At 70.1% G+C, this 13041-nt stretch carries 16 protein-coding genes and 1 tRNA gene; 11 read left to right on the forward strand and 6 right to left on the reverse strand.

Annotated elements, in window-relative coordinates:
* Positions 1 to 63: 63 nt before the first annotated feature.
* On the reverse strand, positions 64 to 1857 hold the full coding sequence (locus KV102_RS14455; protein ID WP_220346704.1) for an ABC transporter substrate-binding protein: 1794 nt from the start codon (positions 1855 to 1857) through the stop codon (positions 64 to 66).
* Positions 1858 to 2108: 251 nt separating this feature from the next.
* Here KV102_RS14455 and KV102_RS14460 point away from each other — a divergent pair, with 251 nt between their 5' ends.
* The 3 genes from KV102_RS14460 to KV102_RS14470 are packed head-to-tail and all read left to right on the forward strand — an operon-like array spanning position 2109 to position 4759.
* A complete protein-coding gene (locus KV102_RS14460) occupies positions 2109 to 2795 on the forward strand; it encodes a response regulator transcription factor (protein WP_220340933.1) in 687 nt (228 codons plus the stop codon).
* 9 nt (positions 2796 to 2804) lie between these two features.
* A complete protein-coding gene (locus KV102_RS14465; RefSeq protein ID WP_220340934.1) occupies positions 2805 to 4205 on the forward strand; it encodes a sensor histidine kinase KdpD in 1401 nt (466 codons plus the stop codon).
* Positions 4202 to 4759 (forward strand): GerMN domain-containing protein, encoded by a 558-nt coding sequence (locus KV102_RS14470; RefSeq protein WP_220340935.1) that lies wholly within the window; start codon positions 4202 to 4204, stop codon positions 4757 to 4759. Before KV102_RS14465 ends, KV102_RS14470 begins: the two co-directional genes overlap by 4 nt.
* 19 nt (positions 4760 to 4778) lie before the next feature.
* Here KV102_RS14470 and KV102_RS14475 read toward each other — a convergent pair whose 3' ends face one another.
* The gene (locus KV102_RS14475) at positions 4779 to 5243 is read right to left on the reverse strand and encodes a tRNA (cytidine(34)-2'-O)-methyltransferase (protein WP_220340936.1); all 465 of its coding nucleotides are present in this window, start codon (positions 5241 to 5243) and stop codon (positions 4779 to 4781) included.
* A 53-nt stretch (positions 5244 to 5296) separates the two neighbouring features.
* On the opposite strand from KV102_RS14475, the gene KV102_RS14480 reads away from it, so the two are divergent.
* Together KV102_RS14480 and KV102_RS14485 are read left to right on the forward strand one after the other, a co-directional pair.
* Positions 5297 to 6157, forward strand: coding sequence for a helix-turn-helix domain-containing protein (locus KV102_RS14480; protein ID WP_220340937.1), 861 nt, complete (start codon positions 5297 to 5299; stop codon positions 6155 to 6157).
* Positions 6158 to 6162: 5 nt separating this feature from the next.
* Positions 6163 to 6603 (forward strand): VOC family protein, encoded by a 441-nt coding sequence (locus KV102_RS14485; RefSeq protein WP_220340938.1) that lies wholly within the window; start codon positions 6163 to 6165, stop codon positions 6601 to 6603.
* A gap of 32 nt (positions 6604 to 6635) precedes the next feature.
* On the opposite strand, the gene KV102_RS14490 is transcribed toward KV102_RS14485, so the two are convergent.
* Positions 6636 to 6717, reverse strand: a tRNA-Leu gene (locus tag KV102_RS14490).
* A gap of 38 nt (positions 6718 to 6755) precedes the next feature.
* Positions 6756 to 7226: a thioredoxin-dependent thiol peroxidase gene (gene bcp / locus KV102_RS14495; RefSeq protein WP_220340939.1), complete on the reverse strand. Its 471-nt coding sequence runs from the start codon at positions 7224 to 7226 to the stop codon at positions 6756 to 6758.
* Between the two features lie 64 nt (positions 7227 to 7290).
* On the opposite strand from bcp, the gene KV102_RS14500 reads away from it, so the two are divergent.
* Genes KV102_RS14500 through KV102_RS14510 form a run of 3 tightly spaced genes read left to right on the forward strand, consistent with a single transcriptional unit; the run spans position 7291 to position 9035 of the window.
* Positions 7291 to 7575 carry a DUF3618 domain-containing protein gene (locus tag KV102_RS14500; RefSeq protein ID WP_301022439.1) on the forward strand — a complete coding sequence of 95 codons (285 nt, stop codon included), beginning with the start codon at positions 7291 to 7293 and terminating at the stop codon, positions 7573 to 7575.
* Positions 7576 to 7896: a co-chaperone GroES gene (locus KV102_RS14505; RefSeq protein WP_220340941.1), complete on the forward strand. Its 321-nt coding sequence runs from the start codon at positions 7576 to 7578 to the stop codon at positions 7894 to 7896. It begins immediately after the preceding gene.
* 8 nt (positions 7897 to 7904) lie between these two features.
* A complete protein-coding gene (locus KV102_RS14510) occupies positions 7905 to 9035 on the forward strand; it encodes an aromatic acid exporter family protein (RefSeq protein ID WP_220346706.1) in 1131 nt (376 codons plus the stop codon).
* Here KV102_RS14510 and KV102_RS14515 read toward each other — a convergent pair whose 3' ends face one another.
* The gene (locus tag KV102_RS14515) at positions 9036 to 10037 is read right to left on the reverse strand and encodes an L-lactate dehydrogenase (protein WP_220346707.1); all 1002 of its coding nucleotides are present in this window, start codon (positions 10035 to 10037) and stop codon (positions 9036 to 9038) included.
* Positions 10038 to 10132: 95 nt separating this feature from the next.
* Here KV102_RS14515 and KV102_RS14520 point away from each other — a divergent pair, with 95 nt between their 5' ends.
* Positions 10133 to 10351, forward strand: coding sequence for a hypothetical protein (locus tag KV102_RS14520; protein ID WP_220340944.1), 219 nt, complete (start codon positions 10133 to 10135; stop codon positions 10349 to 10351).
* A gap of 44 nt (positions 10352 to 10395) precedes the next feature.
* Here the strand turns inward: KV102_RS14520 and KV102_RS14525 are convergent, their stop codons facing one another.
* Entirely contained in the window at positions 10396 to 11253 is an 858-nt protein-coding gene (locus KV102_RS14525) for a phosphotransferase family protein (RefSeq protein ID WP_220346708.1), read from the reverse strand.
* A gap of 187 nt (positions 11254 to 11440) precedes the next feature.
* Between KV102_RS14525 and KV102_RS14530 the strand changes: the two genes are divergently transcribed.
* Complete coding sequence (locus KV102_RS14530) at positions 11441 to 11959, forward strand: YtxH domain-containing protein (protein WP_220346709.1); 519 nt, start codon at positions 11441 to 11443, stop codon at positions 11957 to 11959.
* Positions 11956 to 13035, forward strand: a complete 1080-nt coding sequence (locus KV102_RS14535; protein WP_220340947.1) for a YihY/virulence factor BrkB family protein — start codon at positions 11956 to 11958, stop codon at positions 13033 to 13035. The genes KV102_RS14530 and KV102_RS14535 overlap by 4 nt, the downstream gene beginning before the upstream one ends.
* The last annotated feature ends 6 nt before the right edge of the window (positions 13036 to 13041 follow it).

A 13041-nucleotide genomic window follows, 5' to 3' on the forward strand; every position in this document is an offset into this window, starting at 1 on the left:
GGGACGAGGCGGGGAGCGAGGTGGCGACCGCGCAGATCCGCGTGGCCGCCACCTCGCCCGAGATCACCCGCCCTGCTTGCCCTTCTCCAGCCAGACGTTGGCCGGGTCGAGGCTCTGCAGGATGGGGATGTAGACGCCGTGGTGCACCTGCGACGCCTTGTAGGTCGGCCACAGCGCATTCGTGATCGGATAGATCGGCGCGTCCTTCATCGTCTGCTTGTCCGCGGCCGCCCACAGCTTCTTCGCGTCCTCGTCGGTCGCCGCCTTCGAGGCCTCGTCGATGAGCACGTTGGTCGTCGGGTTGTCGTAGAACCCGAAGTTGCTGCCGACCGGCGGGAACGACGACTTGCCCGAGAACAGCGGCTTGAAGAAGGACAGAGCCGCGTTCCCGTACCAGTCCGAGCCCCAGCTGGACATCGCGATGTCCCACTCGCCGCGCTTGGCCACGGCAGGCACCTGGAGGTACTTCGTGTAGAAGTCGGCCTGCTGCGCCTGGAGCCCTTTCACGGTGATGCCGACCTCCTTCAGGTCGCCTTGGAGCGTCTGGAACACCTTGCTCTGACCTTCGCTCTTGTTGCGGTAGAGCACGGTCAGGGTCAGGCCGTTCGGGTAGCCCGCCTGCGCCAGCAGCTGCTTCGCCTTCGTGACGTCGTGGGGATACAGGTCGAACTCCTCCGACCCGAGCAGCGTCGACGGCAGGACGTGGGTCAGCGGCGGATTGACCTTCTCGCCGCCGAGCACCTGCACGAGGTGGCTGCGGTCGATCGCGTGCGACAAGGCCTGCCGCACCGCGACCTTGCTCAGTGCACGGGCGTTGTTCGGCGAGACCGTGTTGAAGATGACGTACGGGCCTGAGCTGCTGGTGACACCCAGGGTGAGGTTGGGGTCCTTGGCCGACACCAGCTTCGGGAGCTGCGCCGGCGGCACGGCGATGTCGAACTGCATGTCCGCGCTCGGCGTGCCCGTCTGCAGCTGCTGGAGGATCGAGTTCTGGTTGCCGCTCTCGCTGACGACGACCTTGTCGACGTACGCCTTGCGGACGGGGTCGCTCGAAGCCACCCAGGCAGGGTTTCGCGAGAGCGTGATCTCCTTCGTCGGCTGGTACGAGTCGATCTTGTACGGCCCGTCGGAGATCGTGTGCTGACCGAGCTCAGCGCTCGCGGGGGTGTACTCGAGGAACTCCTTCGGCGCGGGTGACATCGCCGTGAGGGTGAGGATGCCGGTGAAGTACGGCGCGGGATGGGCCAGCGTGAACACGACCGTCTTCTCGTCCTTGGCCGTCACACCGGCCACGTCGTTGCCCTCGATGTAGCTCGCTATCGCCTGCGGAGTGGGGTCGACCTTCTCGAACCCGCTGCAGAACTCCGCCAGCCCGACGATCAGGTCGACGTAGTTCGGCAGACCACCGAAGGGCTGGGCCGGGTTGCAGGTGCGCTTGACGCCCCGGACAACGTCGTCGGCGGTGACGGTGCGCTTCGGCGATGTGTTCCACGCGGCGTCGGGCTGGATGCGGATCGTGTAGGTCTTGCCGTCCTCGCTGATCCCGCCGTTGTCGGTGGTCGGCATCTCGGTCGCGAGGTCCGGGACCTCCTCGGTCGTGCCGCCTTCGACCGCAGGATAGGTGAACAGCTGCCGGCTCCAGAGGCGGAGAACGGTGTAGCCCGCCGAGTAGTAGCTGATGTTGGGGTCCATGTAGTCGACGTCACCGACGCCGAGCATGTTGAGCGTGCCCCCCTTGACGGGCTCGCCCTCGTCGCCCGGCCCTGAGCCGGAGCCCTCTCCGCTGCCGCACGCGGTGACCACCAGTGCCGCCGCGACTGCTCCCGCCCCGGCGGCGAGCCATCGTCTCGTTCGCACCATCGTTCCTCCTGGTCCGTGCCCGCGGATCACGGGCTCCCTGCGCCGGAGCCCGGAAGGGCCTGGCACGACGCGACGCTAGGCTCCCGGCCGGTGGGCGGCCAGGCTCCGAGTCGGACCGACACGGGACTGCCATGGAGCTGTCACGGCGGTTGTCATCTCGTGACGCCTCCGTGGCAGGCCGATGACGAACGTCGGCGTGTCGTCCTCGCTGACTCCCGTCCGAGCAGCTGCCGGGCCATAGTGAACGCATGACGCGCAGCGTGCTGCTGGTGGAGGACGACCCGCGGGTACGTCGCTCGCTGCGCCTGGCGCTCGAGGACGAGGGATATGCCGTCGTGGAGGCGTCGACGGGCGCCAGTGCGCTGGACATGCTGCGAGAGCGCGGACCGGACGTCGTGCTGCTCGATCTGATGCTCCCCGACACCGATGGGTTCTCGGTCTGCCGCGAGCTCCGGCGGGAGAGTGCCGTCCCGGTGATCATGGTGACCGCCCGTACCGACTCCCACGACGTCGTGGCAGGGCTGGAGGCGGGCGCCGACGACTACGTGACAAAGCCGCTGGTGGCCAAAGAGCTGTCGGCGAGGATCCGCGCGCTGCTGCGTCGGGCCACCGCGGGGCCCTCGGCCGCGCCACGCGACGACCTCACACTGGGCGACCTGCGCATCGATCTCGGTGATGCGGTCGTGGTGCGTGACGGCGTCGAGCTGCCCCTGACACGAACCGAGTTCAAGCTGCTCGCCGAGCTCGTCCTCGCCGAGGGCAGGGTGTGCAGCCGCGAGCACCTCCTGGACAAGGTCTGGGGGTACGGCTACTTCGGCGACAGCCGCATCGTCGACGTGCACGTGCGGCGGCTCCGGATGAAGGTCGAGCACGACCCTGCGTCCCCCTGCCACCTGCTGACCGTGCGCGGGCTGGGCTACCGGTTGGCCGGCTGAGGATCCACCGTGGCCACGACCCGACGCCCGTCCGACCCCAGGAGGTGGAGGATGCGGCTCGGGGTCCGCGGACGTGTGACGCTGCTCTTCGGCCTGCTGGCGCTGGCGCTGTCACTGCTGCTCGCCGTGCTCAGCTGGTCGCTGGTCACGCACTTCCTGGTGGCACAGCGCGAGTCCAGCGCGGCTGCGGAGACGGCGGTCGACGCGGGACTGCTCCAGCGCGAGATCGACGCCCGGCCCGTCGACGTGTCTGGCGCTCTCGACACCGTGGGGTCGGGCGCCTCGGCGGCGGTTCTGCGCTACGACGACGCCTGGTACGCGACCTCGCTCGACCCGACCCCGTCCGACCTGCCGGCCGCGCTGGTGGAACGGGTCGAGGCCGGGACGGCGAGCACCCAGCGGATCGAGATCGACGGGCGGCCGCTGCTCGCCGTGGGGATGCCGTTGCAACCGAGCGGCAACGCCTACTTCGCGGTCTACGACCTGACAGAGCTGAACCGAACCTTCCGGGTGCTGTCCGCGAGCCTGGCCGGTGCCGCGCTGCTCACGGTCGTCTGCGGTCTGGTCCTCGGCCGGTCGGCGAGCCGCCGGGCGCTCCGCCCGCTGACCGAGCTGAACGACGTCGCCTCCGCCGTCGCCTCCGGCAGGCTGACCGCACGGATGGACACCGGCGGCGACCCCGACCTCGCGCCGCTCGCCCGGTCGTTCAACGCGACCGTCGAGTCGCTGCAGCGGCGGGTTCGTGCGGACGCACGCTTCGCAGGCGACGTCAGCCACGAGCTGCGCACCCCGTTGACCACGATGCTGAACTCCGTGCAGGTGCTCCAGAACCGGCGCGCGAGGCTGCCTGAGGAGGTGCGCGAGCCGCTCGACCTGCTCGCGGAGGACCTCGAGCGGTTCCGGCGGATGGTGGTGGACCTGCTGGAGATCTCCCGCGCAGAGGACGAGTCCAGCGCCACGTCGGAGGCGGTGGCGATCGGTGAGCTTGTCGAGCGTGCCGCGGACGAGGCCGCCAAGCGTCCCGTCACGATGGTCGAGCCGGAGGCAGCGGACGTCATCATGCTGGCCGACAAGCGCCGGCTCGAGCGGGTGATCGCGAACCTGGTGGAGAACGCCGAGCGTCACGGCGGTGGCTGCACCGGAGTGACGGTCCGGCTGGGGTGTGACGGCTCGACGGTCGAGATCGCCGTCGATGACGCCGGTCCCGGTGTCCCCATCGACCGGCGGGAGCGGATCTTCGAGCGGTTCAACCGCGGTGATGAGGCAGAGGACTCCGGCGTCGGTCTCGGGTTGGCGATCGTCGCGCGCCACGTCGGACAGCACCACGGGCGGGTGGCAGCCGAGGACTCGCCGGTCGGCGGGGCACGATTCCTCGTCACGTTCCCGGTCGGTCGAGGGAGGGGCCGGTGAGCCGGGCTGCGCGGCTGGGGGCCGCGGCCGTGCTGGCTCTGAGCCTCGGCGCGTGCGCGATCGGTGCGGAGCCCGCACCTCGCGACGCCGCAGTCACCGCTCCGCGCCTGCCCGCGTACGGACCGACAGTCGGCCGGGAGCGTGCGATGGACGTCGAGGTGTGCCTGCTGGAACGCGGCCGGCTCCGCCGCGTGGGGCGGACTGCCGCGGCAGGTGGGGTGGCGAGCGCGCTGCGCTCGCTCGCCCGGGGGCCGACGGGCGGCGAGCGTCGCGCGGGGCTGACGACCGACGTGCCGCAGAGCGCAGAGGAGAGCCAGGTGACGGTGGCGTCCAGCGTCGCTCAGGTCGAGGTCCCGACCGGCTTCGCCCGCCTCACCGCGGAGCAGCAGATCCGGGCGATGGCCCAGATCGTGTGCTCGGTGACGAGCGGCGGCGTGATCCGCAGCGTACGGCTGGTCTCCGACGGCAAGGCCGTATTCGCACCCGTCGGGAGCGGTGCGCTCGTGGACCGGTCGGTCGGGCTCGGTGACTACCCGGCCTTCACACCGCGGTGAGCGTCGCCGTATCGGGGACTCAGGTGCCGCCGGCGTACCCCTGCTGGCGCCAGGCCTCGTAGACGACGATCGCGGTCGAGTTCGCGAGGTTGAGCGAGCGGCGGGCCGGCAGCATTGGGATGCGGAGCCGATCGGTGATGCGACGGTCGGCGAGCACGTGGTCGGGGAGACCGGTCGGTTCCGGACCGAACAGGAAGACGTCGCCGGGCTCGTAGGCGATGTCGGCGTAGGACGTGGTCGCCCGCGTCGTGAACGCGAACACGCGTGCGGGGTCGAGCGCCTTCCACGCCGCCTCGAGGTCACCGTGGACCGAGACGTCGGCGAGGTCGTGGTAGTCGAGCCCGGCCCGACGGAGCTGGGCGTCGGACAGGTCGAATCCGAGCGGCTCCACCAGGTGGAGCTGAGCCCCGGTGGCGGCCGAGAGCCTGATCGCGTTGCCCGTGTTGGGCGGGATGCGGGGTTCGTAGTAGAGGATCCGGAACATCGTCCGAGGCTATCGCTGATGACGACAGGCCCGGATCGGCGGATACTCGGGACGTGACCTCGACGGACTTCGTACGCGCGGACCCGCGTGGTCCGTACGCGGGCGCCGTCGCCTCGCTCGTCGGATACCGTCAGCGCGACATCGAGCAGCGCCTGCACCGCGGCCTCCCCTCGCCGTACCTCACCTTCGTCGTCTCGCTCGACAACCCGGTGGTCGTCGGGGAGCGTGAGGACGACCCGGAGCCGGTGTCCGCGTACGGCATGCTCGGCCCGCTCGCCGCGCGGCCCGCCTTCATCGACCAGCCCTCCGCGCAGGAGGGGGTGCAGCTGGCGATCCACCCGTTCGCGTCCCGATGGCTTTTCGGGGTCCCGGCGAGCCGGCTCACCGGTCTGGCCCTGGACGTTCGCGACGTCCTCGGCGCCCCGGCCGACGCCCTGCGCGCGCGGATCGGCGACACCGACGACTGGGGACAGCGGTTCGCAGCGGTCAGCGGCCTGCTCGCCGAGCGTGCGCGTACGGCGTCCGGCGCGGCGGCGGCGCGACCCCGCCCGGAGGTCGTGGAGGGCTGGCGCTGGATCGTCGCCCGCGGGGGCAACGGTCGCATCGACGACCTCGCAGCCCATGTCGCCCTGAGCCCACGGCGTCTGCGGACGGTGTTCGTCGACGAGCTCGGCTTCGGCCCCAAGGTCCTGAGCAGGCTGGTGCGCTTCGAGCGGGCGGTCGCGATGGTGCGGGACCAGACGGTCGCGCCGGAGACGGGGTCCTTGAGCGACGTCGCCGCGCGGGCGGGCTACGCCGACCACGCCCATCTCGTGCACGAGTTCCGGACGCTGTCGGGGACCACTCCGACGGGGTGGGTCGAGGAGGAGCGCCGAAACCTCCAAGCGGGAGGGCACCGCAACGGAGCATCGTGAGGTCCATGAGCACTGTTGAGAACCAGAACCAGAACCAGGACCAGAACCGCACGGCCGAGCCGCCGGCCCCCACCGTGTGGCCCGCGCTCGCCGCCCGCGACGCACTGGCGATGATCGACTTCCTCGAGCGCGCCTTCGGCTTCCGGCCCGTCGTCGTGATGGCGGAGGACGGGTTCGTGCAGCACGCCGAGCTCGCGTGGCCGGAGGGCGGCGGGATCATGATGGGCTCGGAGAAGCACGAAGGGAACTGGCAGCAGAAGCCCGGGACCTTCGGGGCGTACGTGGTGTGCTCCGACCCCGACGCCCTCTACGACCGGGCCAAGGCGGCAGGAGCGACGATCACGATGGAGCCGACGACGACCGACTACGGGAGCCGCGACTTCATCGCCGAGGACCCCGAGGGCAACTCGTGGTCGTTCGGCACGTATCGCGGGGAGCCGCACTGAGCACGAGACGACAGGCAGACGGCCGTCTCGGGTGCCGGTGACAGGACTCGAACCTGCACGTCTTGCGACACAGGAACCTAAATCCTGCGTGTCTACCAGTTCCACCACACCGGCCCGCCGGACAGTCTAGGCGGCGACCACCGCCGTACGGCTCAGGCCAGGTCGAGCTGACGGATCAGGCGCTCGACGTGACCGGTCGCCTTGATGTTGTACTGCGCGACCTCGATCTTGCCCTCCTCGTCCACGACGAACGTGGAGCGGATGACGCCCTCGATGACCTTCCCGTACAGCTTCTTCTCGCCGAAGGCGCCCCAGGCGCGGAGCACGCTGCGGTCGGGGTCGGACAGGAGCGTGATGTCGAGACCCTCCTTCTCGCGGAAGGAGGCCAGCTTGTCGGTGTTGTCCGGAGAGATGGCCAGCACGGTGTATCCCGACGCGTCGAACGTCTCACGCTCGGCGGTGAAGTCGCACGCCTCGCGGGTGCACCCCGGCGTCATCGCGGCGGGATAGAAGTAGACGATGACCTTCCCGCCGCGCAGGTCGGAGAGCGTGACCTCCTTGCCGTGGTCGTCGAGGAGCGTGAAGTCGGGCGCCTGATCACCTGGCTGCAGTCGCGTGGTCATGGTCCTATCCTTGCGTATCGGTACGGTGGTCACGACAGGTGACCGCGCCGAGCGAGGAGACAACGTGACGAACGATTTCAGGCCGGATGTCCCGACGACCATCACGGGCACACCTGACCAGCTCGTCACCCAGATCGACGAGGTTCGCAACCGTCTTGCCTCCAACGTCGACCAGCTCGTCTACCGTGCGAGCCCCAAGACGGTGGCACGACGCGGCCTCGCCGACGTCAAGGCCAGGTTCGTCACCCCTTCGGGCGAGCCGCGGATGGAGACCATCGTCCCGGTGGTGGGTGGCCTCGTCGCCTTCATCGGTCTCGTCGTCGTGATCCGCAAGATCGTGAGCGACTGAATGACCGACGGGCTTCCGATCCGGATGCTCCACGACCGCCTCCTGGTGTCGGTCGACCCGGACGACGGTGACCGCCGCTCGTCCGGCGGCATCGTGATCCCGGCCACCGCGCAGCTGGGCCGCCGGCTGTCGTGGGCCCGGGTCGAGGCCGTCGGCAGCACCGTCCGGACCGTCCAGGTCGGCGACCGGGTGCTCTTCGACCCCGACGAGCGGGCCGAGGTCGAGGTGCGCGGCAGGGACTACATCCTCCTGCGTGAGCGCGATCTGCACGCGGTCGCGGCCGAGCGGATCGACCACGACCAGACCGGGCTCTACCTGTAGGCCCCCTGATGGTCAGCGGACAGGGTTTCCTGGATCGCATCAGCGGTGACGATGCGCGCGGTGTCCCGATGCCGGTGTCGTTGCACACCCGGGCGCAATGGGTGCGCGCGCAGATGACCAGCATCGTCCAGATCTCGGTCGGTGCGGCGCTGGCCTGGGTGATCGCGCACGACCTGGTCGGCCACCAGCAGCCGTTCTTCGCCCCCGTCGCCGCGATCCTCGTGATCTTCGCGGGCACCGGCGGGCGGCGGCGGATCACCGTCGAGCTCTTCATCGGCGTCTCGGTCGGCGTCCTCATCGGAGAGAGTCTCATCTCGGTGATCGGCCGCGGGTGGTGGCAGCTCGGCGTCATCGTCGCGCTGGCCGCGACCGCCGCGACGTTCCTCGGTCTGCGCGGTCTCGCCCGGAACCAGGCCGCGACCTCGGCCAGCCTGCTTGCCGCCATCGTCCCCGTGATGCCCGGCAACCCCGCCGTCGCGCGCTTCGTCGACGCCGTGATCGGCGGCCTCGTCGGGCTCGCCATGGCGCTGCTCATCCCCGGCAACCCGGTCCGACGTGTCAACCGTGGCATGCAGCCGGTGCTGACGACGCTCGGTCAGGCGCTGCGTCGCATCGAGCTGGCCCTGCGCCTGGAGGACGCCGGTCCCGCGTGGACGGCGCTGCAGCAGGTTCGCGGCCTGCAGCCGGCGATCGAGAGCCTCACGACGACCGTCTCCAACGCCGATGAGATCGCCCGCTACTCGCCGTTGCGGTGGCGACAGCGCGGCCACGTCGAGCGGTACGTGGTCGCGGTCCGCGACGTCGACAACGCGATCCGCGACACGCGCGTCCTCGCACGGCGGGTGCACACCATGCTGCGCCGTGGCGAGCACTCCTTCACCGGCATGCCCGAGGCCGTCCGGCTGCTGCGGGAGGCGGTCGAGGTCTTCGCCGACGACATCGCGGAGAAGGACGCGTACGACGAGGCGCGTCGCCAGCTCATCGAGGCGGCCAGGATGGCGACCAAGGCGCTGCCCGAGGCCGCCACGATCAACGACGCCGCGGTCGTCGCGCAGGTCCGCTCGATCGCCTCAGACCTCCTCTATGCCACCGGATGGACGGTGGCCCAGGTCGACCGAGCCTTGGCAACCGGGCGCTGATCAGAACACCGGTGACGCGAGGCCGAGCCTGTCGATCTGCGAGCGCAGGGTCGCTGCGGAGGAGCGGAGTCCTGCCAGGTCGGTCTCGTCGAGGGGCAGCTCCGCCGGGCCTGCGACGCCGCTTGCGCTGACGACGCACGGGGCGGAGAGGCAGACGTCGTCGATGCCGTACTGCCCGGTGAAGAGGGTGGAGACCGGAAGGAACCGGTGCTCGTCGCGCAGCACGGCCGACATGATGTCTGCGGCAGCGAGACCGATGGCGAAGTTGGTCGCCCCCTTGCCTTCGATCACCTTGTACGCGGAGCGGGCGACGGTCTCGCGGATCGCGGCGTACTCGGAGGGGTCGAGCGAATGGCCCTCGAGGTCGTACTCGGCGATCGGGACGCCGCCGATGTTGGCCGACGACCACAAGACGATCTCGGAGTCGCCGTGCTCACCGGCGACGGCAGCGTGGACGCTCCGCGGAGACACGGCGAGGCGCCGCGACAGCAGGTAGCGCAGCCGTGCGGTGTCGAGGACGGTGCCGGACCCGAAGACCCGACCGGGCGGGAGGTCGAGGAAGCCGATCGCCGCGTAGGTCAGCACGTCACAGGGGTTGGTGACCAGCACGTAGACCGCGTCGGGCGCGACCTCGCGCACGGCGCCGAGGACGTCGCGCGTGATGCCGACGTTGACCCCTGCGAGGTCGAGCCGGGTCTGCCCGGGCTTCTGCCGGGCTCCTGCGGTCATCACCACCAGGTCTGCGCCGGCGCACGCGGCTGGGTCGTCGCTCCCGACGATGGTCGTCGGCGACGCGAACGCGGCACCGTCGTTGAGGTCGTGCGCCTGCGCCTCGACGAGCGTGGACGCGATGTCGTACAGCACGATCTCTCCGGCCAGCCCCCGCAGCAGCGCGGCGTACGCGACGGTGCTGCCCACCGAGCCCGCGCCGCACACCGCGATCTTGGCGCCCCTCCTGGACGTGCGCGGGCCGGCGGGAGGCCCGGGTCGTTCGTCGGCCATCGGCCCTCCTCGTACGGCTGCTGGAGCATGTCGTCGCCGCCCCGAGTTTCTCACTGAGAGGGTGCGACCGCGCGATCGGTACTACTCTCTCGGGCATGGCGATGGTGGTGACGTTCGGTGGACCGTTGGAGTACGCCAACCAGGTGTGGAGCGACGTCGAGCCCGACCAGGACGGCTACGTGCTGATCCTCGGTGGCGCGGCCGCGGGCCAGGAGGCCTGGTACGTCGTGGATCCGGAGGCGGAGCTGATCCCGACCGACCAGGGTGACGCGATGCCCGCGGAGTACGCGGGGGAGCGGAAGCCGGAGAGCTAGCTGTAGCTAGACGTCGTCGCCCGTACGCGGGCCTCCTCCGCGGCTCAGGTCCCCACGATGGCGTCCTGGAGCTGGAGCACACGATCTCGCTGCCGAGCGTGCAGCTCCGGGTCGTCGATCTCCTCCCTCGCCACGACCGTGAGCAGCGCTGCGGTGTCGAGCTCGTAGACGTCCAGGAGCGCCCGATCGGCCGGTGACCACTCTGTGCGTCCATAGCCGGCAAGGAACTCCTCGTCGAGGTAGCCGTAGGCGCGGATGCGGCCGAGTTCCAGAAGAGGGTCACCGACGACGCAGTTGGCGGCGTCGATGATCGCGACGATCCTGGTGCCCTGCACGCAGATATTGGCGCTCCGCAGATCCATGTGCAGCAAGCTCGTGGCCGCCGACGCCCGCCCCTCGAGCAAACCGGAGACGCCGGCGATGACGGCGACGTCGAGCCCGTCGCAGTATGGCGCCGCAGCGCGAAGACGCTGCTCGAGCCGGCGCCAAAAAGTGTCTGCCCACGCCGCCGGAGGACTCAGCAGATCGCTCGTCGGCTGGATGTCGTGGATCAGCCGCGTCATCCGGCCGAGCTCACGCAGCGGGACCTCAGCAGACGTGTCGTCGTGGACCCGCTGCTGGAGCATCCACGAGGGACCATCGGCCGGTGCCGCGCGATGCACGGCCAGGGCTTCCGGCACGGGCACGCCGCCCACAGCCATCAACCTCAGCGCTTCGCCCTCGACCTCGAGGACGGCGCCGAAATCGACGACCCCCTCGTAGGAGGTCTCCAGCAACTCGTGCCGCGGCGAACGGAGAACTCCAAGCTCTCGACCGTCGACGATCAACAGGTCGGCCCAGAAGTCGACGCCAGACGTCCAGGGCTGCACCTCGACCTCTCGGTCACCGAAGCCGCGGCTCACGCTTCTTTTTAGTTGCGCGACGCGTTGTTCCTCACACGGCGGCATAGTCTGCCCGTTCTCGTGGCCCATCGGGGGGTGCGAAGGCCCCCGGATCCGACGACGTGGCGAACAACTGGTCTCGCGATCTGTTGATCGTCCCAGGATCGGGTACCAATGGTGGACCGGTACTCGACGAAAGGAAACTCCCATGAAGGGAAAGCTGGCACTCCTCGGCGGCATGGCCGTCGGCTATGTCCTGGGCACGCGTGACGGTCGCGAGCGCTTCGAGCAGATCAAGGGCAAGGCGCAGAGCCTCTGGAACGACCCCACGGTGCAGCAGAAGGTGAGCGATGCCCAGGGCTTCGCCGCCGAGAAGGCGCCCGAGGTCCAGGAGAAGGTCGTGCAGACGGCCAAGGACACCGTCGGCAAGGTGACGAACCGTGGTGAGGGTGGCGACCACGCCGCGCCGACCTCGGGCAGCAGCAGCACCGGCAGCAGCACGTCCTCCGGCAGCGGCCTCGGCAGCTCCACCGGTGGCACGTCGACCAGCACCCCCGGCAGCCACGCCGGCAGCGGCTCGACCGGCAGCGGCTCCACCGGCAGCAGCTCGACCGGCAGCGGCTCGACCGGCAGCGGCTCGACCGGCAGCCGCTCGGCCGGCGGCAGCAGCAGCGCCGCCACCTCCGGCTCGCCCGCCTCGAGCCGCCCGTCGGGCCAGGCTGGATGACCGACGCCCGCCCCGGGCGTGCCCCGCACCCGGACGACCCCGCCAAGCCAGACTCTCCCACCGACATCACGAAGCCGTCGTGGGGGTACGTGGCGCGCAAGGCCGTACGCGAGTTCTCCGAGGACGAGTGCCTCGACCTCGCTGCTGCCCTGACGTACTACTCCGTGCTTGCGCTGTTCCCGATGATGATCGCGCTCCTCTCCCTGGTCGGCCTGTTCGGCCAGGGCCGCGAGACCGTGGACACGCTCCTCGGCGTCCTTCGTGACGTCGGTGCCAACTCCGCGGCCGACACGGTGGAGCCGACGCTGGTGCAGCTGAGCGAGGGTCGCGGTGCGGGACTGGCGTTCGTGGTCGGCCTGGCCGTGGCGCTGTGGTCGGCCTCGGGCTACGTCGGCGCGTTCGGGCGGGCGATGAACCGGGTCTACGAGATCGACGAGGGTCGTCCGATCTGGAAGCTCCGGCCGGTCATGCTGCTGGTCACGCTGATCACCGTGGTCCTGTGTGCCCTCGTGGCTCTGGCGCTGGTCCTCACCGGGCCGGCTGCTCAGGCCGTCGGGGACGCGATCGGGCTCGGTGAGACGGCGGTGACCGTCTGGAACATCGCCAAGTGGCCGGTGATGCTGATCGCCGTCATGTTCGTCGTGGCGATCCTGTACTACGCCACACCGAACGTCCGGCAGCCGAAGTTCCGGTGGCTGAGCGTCGGTGCGGTCGTTGCGATCCTGACCTGGATCGTGGCTTCGGCCGCGTTCGGGTTCTACGTCGCGAACTTCTCGAACTACAACCGCACGTACGGCTCGCTGGCCGGCGTGGTGGTGTTCTTGCTGTGGCTCTGGATCACGAACCTCGCGCTGCTGTTCGGCGCGGAGCTCGACGCCGAGCTCGAACGCGGGCGTCAGCTCCAGGGCGGGATCCCCGCCGAGGAGAAGATCCAGCTGCCACCGCGCGACACGAAGAAGAGCGACAAGGCGGCCGCGAAGCACGACAAGGACGTCGAGCGCGGGCGGCGCCTGCGCCAGAGCAGGGGTCAGACGACGAGTCAGGACGAGCCGGAGCAGGACTCGGGCTCTCGCTGAGAGTCT

The organism is Mumia sp. zg.B53, from assembly GCF_019550935.1.
Lineage (GTDB): Bacteria > Actinomycetota > Actinomycetes > Propionibacteriales > Nocardioidaceae > Mumia.